The following is a 17,373-nucleotide window of genomic DNA, read 5'->3' as shown; positions in this document are numbered from 1 at the left end:
TAGGCAATTGCGACAATCTTGCGGGTGGATTGCGTCAGCCTGCAGGCGTATGCTTGGCAACATGAAAAACGTCGCGTTCCTGCTGCCCAAGGGGACCAATATTGCGTCCCTGGAAACCGCGCGCCACGGCTTCATGGTGGCCAACGAATACCTGCGCGCGCACGGCCGCGAGCCGCGGTTCCATGTGCGCACGCTTGCGCTGACGCGCGAGGTCAGCCTGGACGACGGACGCATCAAGGTGCAGGCCGACATGGTGCTGGCCGACGCCACCGACATCCATATCTGCATTGCGCCGCCGCTTCTGGGTTCGGTATCGGACGCGGTCCTGTCCAACCGCGAACTCATCGAATGGCTGTCGCGCCATCACCGCGAAGGCGGCGAGGTCGCCAGCCTGTGCATGGGCGCCGCGCTGCTCGCCGCGGGCGGCGTGCTCGACGGGCAGCAGGCGGTGGTGCACTGGGTTGCGCAAAACCTGTACGCCAGCCTTTTTCCGACGGTGCGATGGACCAGCGATCGCGTCGTCATGGCAGAAAACGGCGTTTATACGAGCGGCGGCGCATTTTCGGCCGCGCATCTCGTGCTGCACCTGATCGAGAAGTACACCGACCGCGATACCGCGATCTGGTGCGCCAAGTACTTCCAGCTGGACTGGAGCCGCCAAAGCCAGTTGCCGTTCTCCGTCTTCATGGGTCAGAAGTCGCACGCGGACGAGATCGTGCGGGCGGTGCAGGAATACATTGAAGGCCGCTACCAGGAAAAGATCACCGTCGAGGAACTGGCCGGCCGCCACGCACTGGGCCGCCGCACGCTGGAGCGGCGCTTCCGCCAGGCCACCGGCAACAGCATCGTCGAATACGTGCAGCGTGTTCGCGTCGAAGCCGCCAAACAGCGGCTGGAAAGCTCGCGCAAGAGCGTCGCCGAAGTCATGTACGAAGTCGGCTACAACGACACCAAGGCCTTCCGCGACATCTTCAACAAATACTGCGGCATGTCGCCCGTGGGATATCGCGAGCGGTATCAATAGCACCGCGATTGCGCGGCAAACTCCGCTTGAACCCTGCCGCACGCGGGCCGACGTCAAGCTTGTTTCAGCAGTGTTGCTGCGCCATGCCTTATCTTCGTTGTCTTTGTGGAATCGCAAACAACGCCGCGCGCAAATGTTTGCGAAATGTGTCGGGAAACATAGACTGGGGTTTTCCCTGAGGCCCCCCTATGAAGCTCCGCACCCATTTCGGCAATCTCTCCATCGGCACCAAACTGGGCCTGGGCTTCGGCGTCGTGCTGGCCCTGCTGCTGGCCCTGGCCGGCGTGTCGCATTTTGAATTGACACGCATCGGCAACATCAACCGCGCCATCACGCAGGAAACCTGGGTGAAGGCCAACGCGATCTCGGTGGTCGACGTCACGACGCGCGCCAACGCCCGCGTCAATCTGGAACTGATCGTCAATGCCGACCCGGCCGCGATGGACACGCTGTTCCAGCAGATCGAGGCCAACCGTAAACGCATCGACGACGCCCTGGCCACCCTGCGGCCATTGATGGCGACGGCCGATGCCAGCGCCCGGCTGCGTACGCTGGAAGAGGCTCGGGGCCGCTACGTGAAGTCCTTCCAGTCGGTGGGCGCCCTGCTCAGGAGCGCTGATCGCGACGGCGCCCGCCAGCGCATGCTGCAAGAGACGTTGCCCATTCTGGACAGCCTGCAGGATCACATCATCGCGTTGTCCCGGGAACAGTCGGCCGACATGGACGAGGCAGGCATTGCAAGCCAGGCCGTCATCCAGGAAGCCGAGCGCCTGAACGTGGGCCTGGCCGGCCTGGCGCTCGCCTTGGGCGCGTTGCTCGCGTGGCGGGTCAGCCGGTCGATCACCCGTCCGCTGGCGCGTGCGGTCAAGGCCGCCGAAACCGTGGCGGGCGGCGACCTGGGCCAGCGGATCGAAGCGGGCTCCCGCGATGAGACCGGGCGCCTGCTTCACGCCTTGCAGGACATGCAGGAGCGGCTGGCGGGCGCCGTCCGTGCGATCCGGCACGGGTCGGAAACGATTTCCAGCGCCTCGAGCCAGATCGCGGCGGGCAACGCCGATCTCTCAAGCCGCACCGAAGAACAGGCGGCATCGCTTGAGCAAACCGCGGCGTCGATGGAGGAGCTGGCCTCGACCGTGAAGCAGAACGCGGATAACGCGCGCCAGGCCAACCACCTTGCAGCCAGCGCATCGGAAATCGCGCTGCGCGGCGGGGCGGCGGTGTCCGCGGTGGTCGGCACCATGCAGGAGATCTCGGCCAGCTCGCACAAGATTTCCGACATCGTGTCGGTGATCGACGGCATCGCGTTCCAGACCAACATCCTTGCGCTCAACGCGGCGGTCGAAGCGGCCCGTGCGGGCGAGGAGGGCAAGGGCTTTGCCGTGGTGGCGGGCGAAGTCCGCTCGCTGGCGCAGCGCTGCGCGCAGGCCGCGCGCGAGATCAAGGCCTTGATCGAGGATTCCGCCGGCAAGGTGGGCGCGGGCGCGCGTCAGGCCGAGGGCGCGGGCGCTACCATGCAAGAGATCGTCACCGCCGTGCAGCACGTGACGGACATCATGGGCGAGATCGCCGCCGCGTCGCACGAGCAGGCCAGCGGTATCGATCAGGTGAACCTTGCCGTGGCGCAGATGGACGAGGTGACGCAGCAGAACGCGGCGCTGGTCGAGGAAGCCGCCGCGGCCGCCGGCTCGATGCAGGACCAGGCACGCGAGCTGGTGCGGGCGGTGGGCGTGTTCCGGTTGTCCGAAGACGCCACGCGGCGCGGACCGGAGCAAGATCCCACTCGCGCCCCGGGCACGTTGATGCTTGCTTAGCGCCGCTATTTTCCGCAGGCGGCCTGCAACGCCTTCATCTGCGGGCTGCCTTGCGCAAAGCGCACGAACTGAACCTGGCTTTCGTCCAGTGTCTCGTCCTTGATGGTGGTGACCAGGGTGTCGTTCAGGAAGTAGCTGGTGGCCGGCAAGAAGCCGACCTGCGACCGGCGGCAATCGAACAGCACCTCGGTCACCGAACGGTCATAGCGCACGGGCTGTTTGTCCGCGCCCGGAATGGTCTGCGCAGCGGTGTAGCGCAGTTCCATCCTGCCCCGGGCGTTGCCCGACGCTTGCTGTGTGTTGGGCAGGCTCCCGATCCGGATCGAGACGTTGGGGTGATCGGGACGCGGCGGCACGTCGAACCATTGCTGCGCGTGAGCGCCGGAGCCGGCGAGGAGTGCGGCAAAGGTTAAGGCGGAAACTGCAAACGGTAGGCGCATGGATTGTCCGTGGTCGAAAGCGGTTTTCTTCTGCCGCCGCCCTGTGGCGCTTCAATCGTGCGTCGCCTCGGAGCAGGGCGTTCAAATGTAGCAAAATGCGGTCTGGCGCCGCGTGCGAAGTTCAGTTGCTACCACCCGCGCTACCGTCCGCGCTGACGGCGCGGCAAGATTTATCGCTAATTCGTTGTCCAGATACGCATCAACATGAATTCCTTTGAATCCCTCCGGGCGCAGTTCGCCCGGTTTGGCGAACTGCGCCCGCAGCCGCGCAACGCGTGGCAGGGCGACATTGCGCTGCCACAGGTGCTCGCCGACTTCTACGAACAGGTGGGGCCGTGGGGCGCCACCTATCACCAGAACGTGGGACCGGTCGGCATCACGCTTTCCGAAACCAACATCAGCTTTCCGCCGCTCTACAAGCTGTGGGAACGGCAGGCCGGCTATCGCTGGGACGCTTCGAACGGCGAACGCGTTGCAGAATGGCAGGACAACTGGCTGGTGATTGCCGACCAGAACGCGGACCCCTTCATCCTGGACACCGGGACCGGCGAGATTCTCTACGCCATGCACGGCACGGGCGCATGGGACGCCGCCGTGGTGGCGCCCGATCTGCCGACGTTCGCGGCCGCGCTGGCCGCGGTGGCCGTCGTCTGCCTGGAGGCCGACGAAGACCTGCGCAACGATGACTGGGAAATCAGGCCCGAGCATCGGGCGCGTGCGTTGCAGGCGCTGACCATTGTGCTGGGCGACCCCGTCGAGGCCGAGTGCTTTCTGGATGTGCTTGAGTTCTGACGAAGGAAAAAGACGAATGGCAACGTTTGCCGAACTGGCCGAGGATTGCGGCGTGGCATTGCCCGGGATGCTGGCCCGGCTGATCGACGCCGGGCGCACCGGCTATGGCGAGGACAGCGCAGTGTGGCGCGCCGACTGGGAGGGCAATACGCTGGCCGCGCGGCCCGTGCTGTCCTGCATGGATGACCTGGAGTGGATCGATGCGCATCAGGCGCGGGAAACCGCCGAGGAATGGCTCAATCCGGGTTATCAGCACGGCAGGCGCTTTCTGCCGTTTGCAGAGTCCGGCGCGGGCGATGCCTATTGCCTGACGCCCACGGCGGGCGGCGGCGTGGGCGTTGCGCTCGTCTGGCATGACAGCGGCGATGCGCGCGTGGAGTGGGCGTCATTCGAGGCGTTCGTGTTCGACGCGCTGGTGCGTAGCGCAGCGGACGTGGGGCATCTTGTCGAGGATGGCTTCACGGCGGCCGAGGCGGTGGCTTGTGTCGGGGCGAACATCAACGCATTGAAGGAATACCTGCCGCCGGTGATGCAGGCTGAACTGGACCGGTTGATGGCGGATGCCCCGCCAGCGCCGGCGGCCGGGGCGACGGTTTGGATCAGTGAGGCGTCCGTGGACGCGGCATTGGCGCTGTTGCCGCCGGCCGAGGATGCGCCTTTCGAGGTGGTTCCGCGTTGGGAGTGCGGAGAAGCGTAGTCAGGGAATCCCCGTCAGCAGATTCGGCGCAGACCCGGAGGCCGCGCGCCGGAAGCGCGACGGCGACACGCCCATGTGATCGCGAAAGAACCGCGAGAAGTTGCCGGGCGTCGAAAACCCCAGGTCCATCGCCACCGAGGTCAGCGGCTGTTCCTGCTGGACCAGCCTGCGCACGGCTTCCTCCACGCGCACCGCGCTCCAGAACACCTGCGGCGTGGTGTTGAGCTGGTCCCGGAAGAGCGCAAAGAAGTGGCCTCGCGACAGCCCCACCTTGCTGGCGATATCTTCCACGGCAACCGGTTCGTGGACGTTTTCGCGCATGTACAGGATGGCAGTGCGAAGCCGCCGGTCCAGCGTCTGCGGGCGGGAGGCCGCGCCGGGCGGGCGCCTGGCCTGGGAGGACGATTCGATCGCCGCCTGCAGCAGCGCTTCGACCTCGGCGTCGATGTCGGCGCGCGGATGGTCCTGCGGCGCGACGATCTTGTCCAGCAGGCTCCAACAGCCCTGGCGCACGGCCGGATCGATTGGCACGCCGGGCGCGGTGAAATGAAACGGGCGGCCGGTGGCGGCGCGGCGCTCGTCCAGCCAGGGCTTGGCGATGTACAGGACAAGGAAGACGGCCGGACCCGAGCGGTCGAGCAGGCGGGCGTCATGGGATTCGTAGGTGTTGGTGCCCAACGCCAGGTGTTCGCTGTAAGGCACCAGTTTCGAGCCGACGTGCGCCTCGGCTCTTGCGCCGCCCAGCCACAGGGCAAGCTGCACTTCCGCATGCGCATGCGCAATCAAATCCCCGCGCAGCTCCAGCACGACCGCGCGGCCGAACGCGCCTTCGTGCAAGGCGTAAGTCTCTTGCATGATCTGTCTCCCAGTTTCTGATCGGGCGATGAGCGCGCGCTCGCCTCGCCGGGGCCACCTGTCCGCCGGGGCCTTCTGCGGGAATTTTATGGGCGTGGTTTCGGGCATTGCCGGGCTCTAGGTGTATACACCTATCACGCCATCTGACTCTGCGATAAGTTCCCGCACCGAACGATAAGCGCGGCCACGCCGGCGCTCCTAAAGTCGTGCTGACGGCGAGGCATGAACCGCTCGCCGATTTTCCGAAGCACGAAGGAGACTGCGGTGCGCATTGCAAGTTACTTGATGAATGGAGAGCCCGGCGTCGGCCTGGTCTCGGACGACGGCCTGACGGTCGCGCCGCTGGCGCTTGACGACGCGGGTAGGCAGCTCGGCGCGCAGGCCGTGATCGACCTGTTGACGGCGGGCCGCCCGCTGCCCGGCACGTTGGCGCCGCTGCGCCTGTCCGACGTCGACCTGCGGGCGCCGCTGCCCCGGCCTCGGCGCAACGTCTGGTGCGTGGGGCGCAACTACCACGCGCATGCAAAGGAGTTGTCTGCGTCCGTCTTCAAGGACAACGACGCCAATCCGGAATCGTGGCCCATCGTCTTCACCAAGGTGCCGGAATGCGTGGTGGGGCCGCGTGCGCAGGTCCTGCTGCCGGTCGGCGTGTCCGCGCAGATCGACTACGAGGCCGAGCTGGGCGTGGTCATCGGCAAGACGGGCAAGAACATCGCGCGCGGCGCCGCCATGGATCACGTCTTCGGCTACACCGTCATCAACGACGTCACCGCCCGCGACGTGCAGATGCGGCACCAGCAATGGGACATGGGCAAGTCGTTTGATACCTTCTGTCCGATGGGGCCGTGGATCGTCACCGCGGATGCGTTCGATGGGACGAGAACGCGCGTGCGCTGCTGGGTCAACGGCGAACTCCGGCAGGACGGTCCCACGGAAAACATGATCTTCGACATCCCGGCTTTGATCGAAACGATCTCGCGCGGCATCACGCTGTACCCGGGCGACGTGATTGCCACCGGGACGCCGGCGGGTGTCGGCATGGGCATGACGCCGCCCCGGTATCTGGCAACCGGCGACGTGGTGCGCGTGGAGGTCGAAGGGCTGGGCAGCATCGAGAACGAATTCGTGGAGAAGGCGTCATGACGACAACGACGATCAATGGCCTGACGGTGGAAGTCGACGGCGACGGGCCCGCATTGCTGTGCATCCACGGGCTGGGCGGCTCGTCCAACACCTGGACGCCGCTGATGGGCGCGTTGACGGGGTATCGCGTCATCCGCCCGGATCTGCCCGGCAGCGCCAGGTCGCCTTTGCCGGATGGCGAACTGTCCATCGCGGGCTATGTCGATGCGCTGGTCGCGGTGCTGAAAGCGCTGGACTGCGGCGCGGTGCACGTTGCGGCGCATTCGTTGGGGACCATCGTCGCGCAGCATCTGGCGTTGAAGGAACCGGCCCGGGTCCGGTCGCTGGTGCTGTTCGGGCCGCTGGCCGAACCGCCGGAGGCGGGGAGGCCGGGCATCCGGGCACGCGCGGCGCTGGCCCGGCAGGGCGCGCCTGCCATGCAGGAGATCGCCGATGCCATCGTCAAAGGCGCCACCAGCCGCCGCACCAAGGCGGATCTGCCGGCGGTGCTGGCCCTGGTCCGCGAAAGCGTGATGCGGCAGCCGCCGGACGGGTATGCGCAAAGCTGCGAAGCGCTGGCCGACGCGAAGTCTGCCGATCTTGAACGCCTGGACGTGCCGGTGCTGTTGGTGACGGGGGAAGAGGACGGCGTGGCGCCGCCAGCGCACGTGCAGGTGATGGCAGGGCGTATCCCGGGCAGCCGCTGCACCATCGTGCCGGACTGCGGGCACTGGACCACGTTTGAGCAGCCGGGTGCCTGCATCGAAGCGTTCCAGGCGTTTCATTCGGGCCTGGTCCGGTGAGGCGCGGCTGACTGCCAGGCTCGCCGTACCTGGTCCGCAGCACCGGCTTCGCAGCATCGATCCGCAGCACCGATTTCGCATCAACACTTTTCATAAAAAAATTCCGGCCCTGCGCGGGCCAGGAGGAGACTACGCATGTCCAAAATCGCAATTACCAATGCCGTCATCTTTGACGGAAGCGGCGACGACGTCTTTGACGGAGAGATACTCATCGACGGCGGCCGCATCGCCGAGGTGGCGCGCCAGCCCGAACGCGTCAACCGGGACGGCGCCCGCGTCATCGATGGCAAAGGCCGGTTCCTGATGCCGGGCATGACTGAGGCGCACACGCATTTCTCGTGGAATGACCAGCCCACGCTGGCGGCTATTCAGTTCATGCCGCCCGAGGAGCACATCCTCTGGTGTGTCCGCGTGGCCAAGCGCTATCTGGAAATGGGGTGGACGTCCGCCATTGGCGCGGCGGCGGCCAAGCCGCGGCTGGACGTGGTGCTGCGCAACGCGATCGAGGCCGGCGAGTGCCCGGGGCCGCGCTACCTGGCTGGCAGCCAGGAGATCACGACCATCGGCGCGCTGGGCGACAACACCTTGCCGCACATGCACTTCGAGGAGCTGAGCTTTGGCAGCGTCTGCAGCGGTCCCGAAGAGATTCGCCGCTCGGTCCGGACGTTCATCAAGTACGGCGTCGACCATCTGAAGATCAATCTGTCGGGCGAATACATCGCCGGCCTGCCGGCCGAAATGTCGCCCTTCGCGGAAGACGAGATCGCCATGCTGGCGTCGGAGGCCAAGCGGTACGGCAAGCGGATCGCGGCCCACGCGCGGTCCAGCGAATCGGTCAAGCAATGCGTGCGCCACGGCATCGAAATGGTGTATCACGCCAGCTTCGCGGACGACGAAGCGCTGGACATGCTGGAGGCCAACAAGGACAAGCATTTCGTCGCGCCGGGCATCGGCTGGCTGGTCCGTACCGCTTATCATGCGTCCGACTACGGCATCACGCCCGCCATAGCCGAAAGCATGGGCTACAAGCGCGAGCTGGAAATCGCCGCGGAGAGCCTGCGCAAGATGCACAAGCGCGGCATACGCATCCTGCCGGGCGGCGACTACGGATTCGCCTGGATGCCGCACGGCACGAATGCCAACGACCTCCAATACTTCGTTGACTACATCGGCATGACGCCGGTCGAGGCGCTGGTCGCGGCCACGCGGCTGGGCGGGCAAATCATGCAGCGGCCTGACGAGCTGGGGATGCTGCGGGCGGGGTATCTGGCCGACGTCGTCATGGTGGACGGCAACCCGCTGCACGATCTGTCGCTGCTGGTAGATCCCGCGCGGATCGTTCTGGTGATGAAGGAGGGGAAAGTCTGCAAAGACATAGTCGGCACGGTGCAGGACGGCACGGGGATCGGGAATGCGGCTCAGCCGCTGCGCGCGGAGCCGGCCTTAGCCTGACGCAGGGCGCAGGGCGAAGGCGCGCCTGCGCCAGGCCCTGAGGCCACGGCAGGGAGGGAAAAATGCGCCTCGTCGGACGCGCGTCGCGGTACGATTCGGCATCGCCGCGCGGCCCGTCCTGCCGGCTCGTTTGTCCCCCCTCCCTGAGAACGCTGCATGAATACCCGTAGACACCTCTGCGCCGGCCTGATTTGCGCCGGCCTTCTTACCGCCGTGTCCGGTCCCGCCCTCGGCCGCTCCGAATTGCCCTACATCGACAGCGTCGTGAACGAGGCGGCCCGCGCGGTCATGCGGCAGCACGACATCGCGGGCATGGTGATCGCCGTCACGCATCAGGGCCGCCAGCGCTTCTATACCTACGGCGTCGAATCGCTGGAAACGCGGCGCGCGGTCACTCGGGACACGCTCTTCGAGCTGGGGTCGATCAGCAAGACCTTCACCGCGACGCTCGCCACCTACGCGCAGGCCAAGGGGCTGCTGACGCTGACCGACAGCCCGGCGCGGTTCGTGCCTGAGCTTGCCGGCACCGCGTTCGCCAAGCTGACGCTGGTGAACCTGGCCACGCACACCACGGGCGGCTTCCCGTTGCAGGTGCCCGACGACGTGCGCGACAACGCGCAACTGATGCAATATCTGAAGGCATGGAAGCCCGAACACGCGCCGGGCACGTATCGGACGTATGCCAACCCCAGCATCGGCATGCTGGGCGTCGTGGCCGCCGCCAGCATGAAGCAGCCGTTCGCGCAGGCGATGGAAAAGGACCTTTTTCCGAAGCTGGGTCTGTCCAGCACGTACATCAACGTGCCCGCCGCCAAGATGTCGCGCTATGCGCAGGGCTACAACAAGCAGGGCGCGCCGGTGCGCGTGAATCCCGGCGTGCTCGCGGCCGAGGCCTATGGCGTCAAGTCCAGCGCGCGCGACATGCTGCGCTACGTTGAAGCCAGCATGGACATGGACGTGCTGGACAAGGACATCCGCCGCGCGCTCGCCGACACCCACGTCGGCTATTACCAGGTGGGCGGCATGACGCAGGACATGGCGTGGGAACAGTTTCCGTATCCGGTGGCGCTGGACACGCTGCTGACGGCCAACGCCGGCACGCTGAACAGCCAGAGCCATCCGGCCCAGGCGCTGCAACCGCCGTTGGCGCCGCTGGCCGAGAGTTGGATCAATAAGACGGGCTCGACCAACGGCTTTGGCGCCTATGTGGCGTTTGTGCCCGCGCGCAAGTTGGGCATCGTCATTCTGGCCAATCGCAACTATCCGAACGAGGCGCGTGTGCGCTTGGCGGCGGAAATCCTGGGCGAGCTGGACGAGCAGCCGTCCTCGGCCCGCGCCGCGCGTTGATTGCGGGTTTGCGCCGCACGCCGGCAGCAGGCCCGCGGCGCATCGGCATGGTTCAGGAACGTGTGCACTGACGCGTTGCGAAGGGTGTTGCGCGCGGGCCATGGAATGGCGCGCCGATTTCGATACGAATTACGACGTGTGCCGGTACGGGATGCGCCCGCCGGCACGCAGGAGGAACCGCTTTGGCGGTCATGACGGACCGCTCGAACCTGTTTCAACATATCTCCGGCGTATCCTGTCCCCAATAAATAAACGGATTTCTTGTCCGATAATGCAGGTCGTCGCCCCACGCCGGACCTCTCATGCCTCGCGTCACCCGCCGTATCGGTTTTCCGTTGTTTGCCACCCTGACGGCCGTCCTGGCCGGATGCTCTTCCCCCAAGCCCGTCTACGAGCGCGAGGACTTCGCGCAAACGGATACTTATTCGCGCAGCGTTCCGGCGGCCAGCAGCGCCGCGTGCGACGCGGGCCGGCGCGCCTTGCTCAGCCAGGGCTATCTCATCGACAAGTACGAGCCGTCTCGCGTCACCGGCCACAAGAACTTCGAGGGCGAGGACGGGCAGCATACCCAGATCAGCTTCAACGTCGAATGTGCATCGGACGGCGGTGCGAGCGACCGCACCACCGTATTTGCGAATGCCGTGCAGGACCGCTATTCAATCAAACGCACCGGCAACTCGGCCAGCGTGGGCGTCAGCGTGTTGGGCCAGGTGTCCATGCCGTTTGGGGGCAGCGACGATTCGCTGGTCAAGACCGCCAGCCAGACGGTGACGCGGCCCAAGTTCTATGACGGGTTCTTCCAGTTGCTGCAGCGGTTCCTGCCGGATGCCCAGGCGGCTGCCGCGCCGCATGAGCCGCCCGTGCGGACGAAGGGCGCCGCGCCCAAGTCCGCCCCGGCGCCCGCGCCTGCAGACCCGGTGGTGGCGCCGAATGCGCCGGCGGATACGTTGAATCCGACGGAGGCTGGCGGTGACAAGCCGGCCCCGGCTGGCGATGCAGCGCCTGCGAAGACGCCTACGGGGGGAGCGCCCGCCGCAGGGTCGCCTGCCGCAGGGTCGCCTGCCGCAGGATCGCCTGCCGCAGGTTCGCCTGCCGCAGGTTCGCCTGTCCAAGGGGCGCCGGCTGCCGGATCGGCCACGGAAAAAGCGCCCGCGGCAGCGACGCCCGATACGGGTTCGCCCGCCGCACCCGCCACGCCGCCCGCGCCGCAGTCCGGCAACTAACGCCCCACACCCTGGCGCATCGACCGCCGCCCGGTTTGCCGTATCGCAAACTGCCTGCGCGCACGCGCCGCACGGGTCTTCCGGCGAGCGGCGATAATGCCGCGCATGACATATCAACTCCTCAAAATGGCCCACGTCGCGGCCGCGGTCGCTTGGCTTTGCGGCTCGCTCTTCGTTGCCCTGTTTCTTCTGACCTCGCAGCCGCAGGAAGGCGAAGACGCGCCGAAGGAACGCAAGATGCTCCACGCGCTGCGCCGCTGGACGCTCTACGTCACCACGCCGGCCATGGTCATCACCTGGCTCATCGGCCTGCACCTGGCCATGACGTTCGGGTGGTTCGCGATGAACTGGATCTGGATCAAGGTGGCCTTTGCGCTGAGCCTGTCGGGGTTGCTCGGCATGCAAAGCGCATCGCTGCGGCGCATGGCCGGCGGCAGCGGCAAGCGGCCGCCCCTGATCGATCTGCAGGCGCCTTATGTCGTGCTGGCGGCGACGGCCATCGTGACGCTGGCCGTGGTCAAGCCGTTCTGATCGACCCGGCCTGATCGACCCGGCCTGATTGCGCGTTCGGCACCGCGCCGGCGCGCCATATGCCAACGCGCCATATCCAAAAAACCCCGTAATAACGACTCAACCAACTATTCGTTCGCGCGCATAAGCCCCGTCCCTAGAATCGTCTCTCTCATAACTGCGTTGACTTAGAGGCGATTCCATCATGACTATCCGTATTCTTGCCGCCGGGGCTTCCGCGGATGCAGGCGTTTCCCAAGGCGCGCAGCAATCGCGCATGGCATGGACGCCGCTGTTCAAGCGCCTCTTGGGCGCCGTGCTGGCCTCGGCCGCCATGTTCCACGGCCCGGCGTTCTCGGCAGACCCGAAGCCGCTCAAGGTGGGTGTGCGCGGCGGCGTGGACGAGCAGATCTGGGAAGTGGTGACGCAGGTGGCCAAGAAAAACGGCCTGGCCGTCGAGCCCGTCGTCATCACCGGCACCGCCAGCCCGAACGAAGCGCTGAACAACGGCGACCTGGAAGCCAACGCCTTCCAGCACATTCCCTTCCTGAACGACCAGATCAAACAGCGCGGCTACAAGCTGGTGCCGGTCGCGAACACGCTGATCTCGCCCATCGCGTTCTATTCGAAGAAATACAAGTCGCTCAAGGACTTGCCGGAGGGCGCGAAGGTCGGCATTCCCAATGACCCCAGCAACCAGACGCGCGCGCTGGTCATCCTGCGCGACCAGGGCCTGATCACGCTGAAAGACGGTTTCGACCCGGCCACCGGCACCGCCACGCTGGCCGATGTGACGTCCAATCCCAAGAAGCTCAACTTCGTGGAAAGCGCATCGGTCGTGCTGGCGCGTTCGCTGCCCGACGTGGACACCGCGGCCATCGTCAACAGCTTCGCGTACCAGGCCGGGCTGATCGCCACGCGCGACGGCATCGCGGTCGAGAAGAAAGAAAACAATCCATACGTGAACATCATCGTCGTGCGCGAGAAGGACAAGGACGCGCCGTGGGTGCCCGCGCTGGTCAAGGCGTATCACTCGGAAGAGGTTCGCCAGTTCATCCTGACCAAGTTCGAAGGTTCGGTGATTCCGGTCTTCTAAGCCAAGATGCAACGCGAACTTTCCCTGGCCGCGGACGCGGCCGGCGCAGCGCCATCGCCGGGGCGCGACGCGCACATCGTGTTCGAGGGCCTGCAAAAGCAATATCATGGGCCCGCGGGCCCCGTCGCGGCGCTGTCGGACGTGTCGTTCTCGATCGCGCGCGGCGAGGTGTTCGGCATCATCGGCCGCAGCGGCGCAGGCAAGTCGACGCTGCTGCGCTCGATCAACATGCTGGAACGTCCCAGCGCCGGCCGTGTGCGGGTGGACGGCGTGGACGTGGGCAGCCTGGACGAGGATGCGCTCGTCGGCCTGCGCCGCCGGATCGGCATGATCTTCCAGCACTTCAATCTGTTGTCCGCCAAGACGGTGGCCGAGAACGTCGCGCTGCCGCTACGCGTGGCCGGCGTGAAGCCCGCCGCCGCGCGGGCGCGGGTCGAAGCGCTGCTTGAGATGGTGGGCCTGCGGGACAAGGCCAACGTGTATCCGTCAAAGCTGTCCGGCGGCCAGAAGCAGCGCGTGGGCATTGCGCGGGCGCTGGTCCACGAGCCCGAGATCCTGCTGTGCGACGAGGCGACCTCCGCGCTCGATCCCGAAACCACGCAGTCGATCCTGGGCCTGCTGCTGGACATCAACCGCAAGCTGGGCCTGACTGTCGTGCTGATCACGCACGACATGGCCGTGATCCGCGAGGTCTGCCACAACGTGCTGGTGCTGGACGGCGGCCGCAACGTCGAACTGGGCGAAGTGTGGCGCGTGTTCGGCAACCCGCAGGCCGACGCCACGCGCGCCCTGCTGCGGCCGTTGCAGCACGACCTGCCCGCGGACCTGGCGGCCAAGCTGGTGCCGGATCTGCAAGGACGCCCCGGCGTCGCGGTGCTGCGCCTGCGCTTCACCGGACAGGACCGGCCGGAGGGCGTGTCGCTTCAGGCGCTGGCGGCAATGGGGCCGGGCGCCACGCTGCTGCACGGCGGACTGGACCGGCTGCGCGGCCATGCGCAGGGCAGTCTGCTGGTGTCCGTGCCCGCGCACGCGCTACAGGAAGAGGCCGCGCGCGCCGCGCTGGTGGCCGATCAGATCAAGGTGCTGGGCTATGTCGCTACCGATGCTTGACAAGTACCTGCAGGCATTCCTGCAGACCCTGACGATGGTGAGCATTTCCGCCGCCATCGCCATCGCGACCGGACTGGCGCTGGCCGTGGTTCTGACCATCACGGCGCCCGGCAATCTCTACCCGCGTCCGCGGTTCAACAAGGCGCTGTCGATCACGGTGAACACGTTCCGCGCCATCCCGTTCATCATCCTGCTGGTGGCGATGCTGCCGTTTACGCGCTTTCTGGTCGGCACGACGCTGGGCACATGGGCCGCGATCGTGCCGCTGTCGGCCAACCTGATTCCGTTCTTTGCGCGCATTGCGCAGGTCAGCCTGAACGACGTGGACCCCGGTCTGGTCGAGGCGGCGCGCGCAATGGGCTGCCGGCGCTGGCACATCGTGCGGCACGTGCTGCTGCCCGAGGCGCTGCCGGGCATCATCGGCGGCATGACGGTCAGCGTCATCGCCATGATCAACGCGTCGGCGATGGCGGGCGCGGTGGGGGCGGGCGGCCTGGGCGACCTGGCGATCCGCTATGGCTACGAGCGCTACGAGACCCGGGTGATGTTCGAGGTGATCGTCATCCTGATCGCGCTGGTGTCGATCGTGCAGTTCACCGGCGAGTGGCTGTCGCGCCGCGCCGACCACAAGCGGTGAACGATGCGAGCCGCGCGCGAGACATCATCCGGTTCAGCGCAACGGCGCTTGCGGCATGGCGGCCAGGGACTGCGTCGCCAGCTTCTCCTGCTCGCCGGCCAGCCGGTTGACGGCGTCCTGATGCTGATGAAAGCGCGCCAGGTCGGCGTCGCGGCCGAACATCAGCTCGTCGCGGTCCGCGTACCAGAACTGCCGGTTGTCATCGAGCAGCGTGATCATCATCCCGAACTCGTGCAGGATCTGCGTTTCCAGGTCCCAGACGCGCGCCAGCTTTTCGGTGCTGGCCGTCCGCGAGTCCTGCAGCGCTTTCAGGATCTTGTCCTTTTCCGGCTCTGCGATGGTCAGCGAACGCACCAGCGCCGGCATGCCGTTCAGCACTTCCATGCTTTGTTCGCGGTACCCCGGCACGAGCTTTTCGGCCTGTTCCAGGATCAGGCGGCTTTCGATCAGGCCCGAGTCGCGCGCCAGCCGCCGGGCGTCGAACAGCTTGGGCAGGCCGATTTCCTTGAGTTCCTGCAGGTAGGCGCGATGCTGCGCCAGCCGTTTGCCCGCGATGGTCTTCATGGCCCGTTCCATTTCGCCGTACGGGCCGGTGGCTTTGGGCGAGGGGTCGATGGCGGGCACGTCTTCGGGCGCGCCACTGCCGCCGCCGGCCTGCAGGCGCAGCGCGTCGATGGCTTTGCGGATTTCGGTGTTGGCAATGTCGCGCTGGCGGTTGTCGTGGTTGCGTTCGGCAAGCGGCCCGGCCACGGCGGCCAGCAGAAATACCCCCGTGCCCAGCATGATGCGCAAGCGGTTGCGCGGCGTGCGAAAGCGCTTCCAGATCGAAAAGACCCCCAGGACGACAAACGGCAGGAGGCCCAGCAGGATGGCCCCGCCGAAGGCCAGCTTGGCCACGTCCAGCATGGTGGCGGGCCGGCTGCTGTAGACCGCCCACGCCAGCACCCCGGAATAGACCAGACAGGTGGCGGCCTTGAGCAGCCAGCCGGGTTGGGGCGGTGTCGCGGGGGGAACCGCCGGGCCGGCGGCCGTGGCGGGCGCTTGCGGGTCGTTCATGTCGCGCACGAAAACGGGGATACGGCGTTTGACTGTAAAGACTCGCTTCGGCCCCGTCAATGCCGCGGGCTGGCGGCAATTTCCGATTTCCAGGCAGGCGCGATGCGCCCCTGCACCCACCCATGACAGGAGTGAACACCATGACCGACCACGCGCAGCAGGGATTTGCGACCCGCGCCATCCACCTGGGCTACGACCCGCTGGACGAACAGGGCGCGCTGTCGCCGCCGCTGTATCTGACGTCCACCTACACGCAGGACAGCATCGAGGCCTTCGACCGGATCCGGCTCGGCGAGGCCCAAGGCTATGTCTACGGCCGGACGCGGAATCCGACGCAGGCGCTGCTGGAAGAGCGGCTGGCATCGCTGGAAGGCGCCGAGGCCGGCCTGGTCACGGCGTCGGGCATGGCGGCCATTTCGGCCACCCTGTTCTCGCTGCTGAAAAGCGGGGACGAGATCGTGGTCGACCAGATCGTCTACGGCACGGCCTTCACGCTGTTCACGCAGGGGCTGTCCCGATTCGGCGTGCGCGCCGTATTCGCGGATTTCACCCAGCCGCAGTCCGTGGCCGCGGCCATCGGCCCCAAGACCCGGGCGGTGTACTTCGAGACCCCCGCCAACCCGAATCTGCGCCTGGTGGACATTGCGGCCATCTCGGCCATCGCGCGTGGCAAGGGGCTGCTGACCATCGTCGACAACACCTTCGCCACGCCGGTGCTGCAGCGGCCGCTTGAGCACGGTGCGGACATCGTGCTGCATTCGGCCACCAAGTACCTGGGCGGGCACGGCGACCTGCTGGCGGGCGCGGTGGTGGGCCGCAAGCAGCACATCGACGCCATCCGGCTGCAAGGCCTGCGCTATTTCACGGGCGCGACGCTGTCGCCGTTCACGGCGTTCCTGGTGCTGCGCGGGATCAAGACGCTGGAGCTGCGGGTGCAGCGCCATAGCGAGTCCGCGCTGAAGGTGGCCAAGCTGCTGCGCGAGCATCCGGCGGTGGCCGACGTGTTCTATCCGGGCCTGTCCGGCACGGCGGGCGCCGACATTGCGCAGCGCCAGCAGGCGGCGGGCGGCGGGCTGGTGGCTTTTGAGCTGAAGGGCGGCCTTGCGGCGGGAAAGACGCTGCTGAACAGCCTGAAGCTGGCGCGCATCGCGGTCAGCCTGGGCGATCCCGAGACGCTGATCCAGCATCCGGCGTCGATGACGCATGCCAGCTACTCGGCCGAGGACCGCGAACGCTATGGGCTGTCGGAAGGCCTGCTGCGGCTGTCGGTCGGGCTGGAAACGCCGGCGGATATTTTGGCGGATCTCAAGCAGGGGCTGGATCGCGTGTAGCCGGGCCGGGCATCGGATCTGCCGTCGAGGGGAGCGATCAACGAGACGCAAAGGGCGGCAATCACGA

Annotated in this window: 17 protein-coding genes and 1 pseudogene; 14 read left to right on the top strand and 4 right to left on the bottom strand. The window is 66.6% G+C overall.

Annotated elements, in window-relative coordinates; genetic code table 11:
• Nucleotides 1-49 precede the first annotated feature (49 nt).
• Together AB3147_RS18295 and AB3147_RS18290 are read left to right on the top strand one after the other, a co-directional pair.
• A complete protein-coding gene (locus AB3147_RS18295; RefSeq protein ID WP_218344657.1) occupies nt 50-1,024 on the top strand; it encodes a GlxA family transcriptional regulator in 975 nt (324 codons plus the stop codon).
• 188 nt (nt 1,025-1,212) lie between these two features.
• On the top strand, nt 1,213-2,835 hold the full coding sequence (locus AB3147_RS18290; RefSeq protein WP_367352644.1) for a methyl-accepting chemotaxis protein: 1,623 nt from the start codon (nt 1,213-1,215) through the stop codon (nt 2,833-2,835).
• Nucleotides 2,836-2,840: 5 nt separating this feature from the next.
• Here AB3147_RS18290 and AB3147_RS18285 read toward each other — a convergent pair whose 3' ends face one another.
• Nucleotides 2,841-3,275 (bottom strand): hypothetical protein, encoded by a 435-nt coding sequence (locus AB3147_RS18285; RefSeq protein ID WP_367352643.1) that lies wholly within the window; start codon nt 3,273-3,275, stop codon nt 2,841-2,843.
• Nucleotides 3,276-3,479: 204 nt separating this feature from the next.
• Here AB3147_RS18285 and AB3147_RS18280 point away from each other — a divergent pair, with 204 nt between their 5' ends.
• Complete coding sequence (locus AB3147_RS18280; RefSeq protein ID WP_367352642.1) at nt 3,480-4,067, top strand: SUKH-4 family immunity protein; 588 nt, start codon at nt 3,480-3,482, stop codon at nt 4,065-4,067.
• 16 nt (nt 4,068-4,083) lie between these two features.
• Nucleotides 4,084-4,764 (top strand): SMI1/KNR4 family protein, encoded by a 681-nt coding sequence (locus AB3147_RS18275; RefSeq protein ID WP_367352641.1) that lies wholly within the window; start codon nt 4,084-4,086, stop codon nt 4,762-4,764.
• Here AB3147_RS18275 and AB3147_RS18270 read toward each other — a convergent pair whose 3' ends face one another.
• A complete protein-coding gene (locus tag AB3147_RS18270; protein ID WP_367352640.1) occupies nt 4,765-5,619 on the bottom strand; it encodes a helix-turn-helix domain-containing protein in 855 nt (284 codons plus the stop codon). It lies immediately after the preceding gene.
• A 264-nt stretch (nt 5,620-5,883) separates the two neighbouring features.
• Here AB3147_RS18270 and AB3147_RS18265 point away from each other — a divergent pair, with 264 nt between their 5' ends.
• The 5 genes and pseudogenes from AB3147_RS18265 to AB3147_RS18245 all read left to right on the top strand — a co-directional run.
• On the top strand, nt 5,884-6,762 hold the full coding sequence (locus AB3147_RS18265) for a fumarylacetoacetate hydrolase family protein (RefSeq protein ID WP_239213278.1): 879 nt from the start codon (nt 5,884-5,886) through the stop codon (nt 6,760-6,762).
• Nucleotides 6,759-7,544 (top strand): alpha/beta fold hydrolase, encoded by a 786-nt coding sequence (locus tag AB3147_RS18260; protein WP_367352639.1) that lies wholly within the window; start codon nt 6,759-6,761, stop codon nt 7,542-7,544. The genes AB3147_RS18265 and AB3147_RS18260 overlap by 4 nt, the downstream gene beginning before the upstream one ends.
• Before the next feature lie 135 nt (nt 7,545-7,679).
• The gene (locus tag AB3147_RS18255) at nt 7,680-8,996 is read left to right on the top strand and encodes a metal-dependent hydrolase family protein (RefSeq protein ID WP_239213282.1); all 1,317 of its coding nucleotides are present in this window, start codon (nt 7,680-7,682) and stop codon (nt 8,994-8,996) included.
• 156 nt (nt 8,997-9,152) lie between these two features.
• Entirely contained in the window at nt 9,153-10,343 is a 1,191-nt protein-coding gene (gene blaAMZ / locus AB3147_RS18250; RefSeq protein WP_367352638.1) for an AMZ family class C beta-lactamase, read from the top strand.
• Between the two features lie 302 nt (nt 10,344-10,645).
• A pseudogene (locus tag AB3147_RS18245) lies at nt 10,646-11,152 on the top strand (DUF2242 domain-containing protein); the annotation flags it as partial.
• A 205-nt stretch (nt 11,153-11,357) separates the two neighbouring features.
• Here the strand turns inward: AB3147_RS18245 and AB3147_RS18240 are convergent.
• On the bottom strand, nt 11,358-11,678 hold the full coding sequence (locus AB3147_RS18240) for a pentapeptide repeat-containing protein (RefSeq protein WP_367352637.1): 321 nt from the start codon (nt 11,676-11,678) through the stop codon (nt 11,358-11,360).
• On the opposite strand from AB3147_RS18240, the gene AB3147_RS18235 reads away from it, so the two are divergent.
• From AB3147_RS18235 to AB3147_RS18220, 4 genes are all read left to right on the top strand, one after another.
• Entirely contained in the window at nt 11,672-12,097 is a 426-nt protein-coding gene (locus tag AB3147_RS18235) for a CopD family protein (protein ID WP_239213286.1), read from the top strand. The two genes, AB3147_RS18240 and AB3147_RS18235, sit on opposite strands and share 7 nt — an antisense overlap.
• Before the next feature lie 313 nt (nt 12,098-12,410).
• Entirely contained in the window at nt 12,411-13,172 is a 762-nt protein-coding gene (locus AB3147_RS18230) for a MetQ/NlpA family ABC transporter substrate-binding protein (protein WP_239213300.1), read from the top strand.
• Between the two features lie 6 nt (nt 13,173-13,178).
• On the top strand, nt 13,179-14,282 hold the full coding sequence (locus tag AB3147_RS18225) for a methionine ABC transporter ATP-binding protein (protein WP_367352636.1): 1,104 nt from the start codon (nt 13,179-13,181) through the stop codon (nt 14,280-14,282).
• The gene (locus AB3147_RS18220; protein WP_175123583.1) at nt 14,263-14,919 is read left to right on the top strand and encodes a methionine ABC transporter permease; all 657 of its coding nucleotides are present in this window, start codon (nt 14,263-14,265) and stop codon (nt 14,917-14,919) included. Before AB3147_RS18225 ends, AB3147_RS18220 begins: the two co-directional genes overlap by 20 nt.
• 33 nt (nt 14,920-14,952) lie before the next feature.
• Here the strand turns inward: AB3147_RS18220 and AB3147_RS18215 are convergent, their stop codons facing one another.
• The gene (locus AB3147_RS18215) at nt 14,953-15,975 is read right to left on the bottom strand and encodes a hypothetical protein (RefSeq protein ID WP_367352635.1); all 1,023 of its coding nucleotides are present in this window, start codon (nt 15,973-15,975) and stop codon (nt 14,953-14,955) included.
• A 140-nt stretch (nt 15,976-16,115) separates the two neighbouring features.
• Here AB3147_RS18215 and AB3147_RS18210 point away from each other — a divergent pair, with 140 nt between their 5' ends.
• Entirely contained in the window at nt 16,116-17,306 is a 1,191-nt protein-coding gene (locus AB3147_RS18210; RefSeq protein ID WP_367352634.1) for a trans-sulfuration enzyme family protein, read from the top strand.
• Nucleotides 17,307-17,373: the final 67 nt, after the last annotated feature.

Origin of the sequence: Achromobacter animicus, from assembly GCF_040775605.1 — a bacterium.
GTDB classification, from domain to species: Bacteria; Pseudomonadota; Gammaproteobacteria; order Burkholderiales; family Burkholderiaceae_B; genus Achromobacter; species Achromobacter animicus.
Note: the sequence above shows the minus strand (reverse complement) of the source record. Positions and strands in the feature narration are given on the sequence as shown.

Coding starts and splice junctions, on each gene's coding strand:
- AB3147_RS18295 (WP_218344657.1), top strand. CDS start 50: ATGCTTGGCAACATGAAAAACGTCGCGTTCCTGCTGCCCAAGGGGACC.
- AB3147_RS18290 (WP_367352644.1), top strand. CDS start 1,213: ATGAAGCTCCGCACCCATTTCGGCAATCTCTCCATCGGCACCAAACTG.
- AB3147_RS18285 (WP_367352643.1), bottom strand. CDS start 3,275: ATGCGCCTACCGTTTGCAGTTTCCGCCTTAACCTTTGCCGCACTCCTC.
- AB3147_RS18280 (WP_367352642.1), top strand. CDS start 3,480: ATGAATTCCTTTGAATCCCTCCGGGCGCAGTTCGCCCGGTTTGGCGAA.
- AB3147_RS18275 (WP_367352641.1), top strand. CDS start 4,084: ATGGCAACGTTTGCCGAACTGGCCGAGGATTGCGGCGTGGCATTGCCC.
- AB3147_RS18270 (WP_367352640.1), bottom strand. CDS start 5,619: ATGCAAGAGACTTACGCCTTGCACGAAGGCGCGTTCGGCCGCGCGGTC.
- AB3147_RS18260 (WP_367352639.1), top strand. CDS start 6,759: ATGACGACAACGACGATCAATGGCCTGACGGTGGAAGTCGACGGCGAC.
- AB3147_RS18255 (WP_239213282.1), top strand. CDS start 7,680: ATGTCCAAAATCGCAATTACCAATGCCGTCATCTTTGACGGAAGCGGC.
- blaAMZ (WP_367352638.1), top strand. CDS start 9,153: ATGAATACCCGTAGACACCTCTGCGCCGGCCTGATTTGCGCCGGCCTT.
- AB3147_RS18235 (WP_239213286.1), top strand. CDS start 11,672: ATGACATATCAACTCCTCAAAATGGCCCACGTCGCGGCCGCGGTCGCT.
- AB3147_RS18240 (WP_367352637.1), bottom strand. CDS start 11,678: ATGTCATGCGCGGCATTATCGCCGCTCGCCGGAAGACCCGTGCGGCGC.
- AB3147_RS18230 (WP_239213300.1), top strand. CDS start 12,411: ATGTTCCACGGCCCGGCGTTCTCGGCAGACCCGAAGCCGCTCAAGGTG.
- AB3147_RS18225 (WP_367352636.1), top strand. CDS start 13,179: ATGCAACGCGAACTTTCCCTGGCCGCGGACGCGGCCGGCGCAGCGCCA.
- AB3147_RS18220 (WP_175123583.1), top strand. CDS start 14,263: ATGTCGCTACCGATGCTTGACAAGTACCTGCAGGCATTCCTGCAGACC.
- AB3147_RS18215 (WP_367352635.1), bottom strand. CDS start 15,975: ATGAACGACCCGCAAGCGCCCGCCACGGCCGCCGGCCCGGCGGTTCCC.
- AB3147_RS18210 (WP_367352634.1), top strand. CDS start 16,116: ATGACCGACCACGCGCAGCAGGGATTTGCGACCCGCGCCATCCACCTG.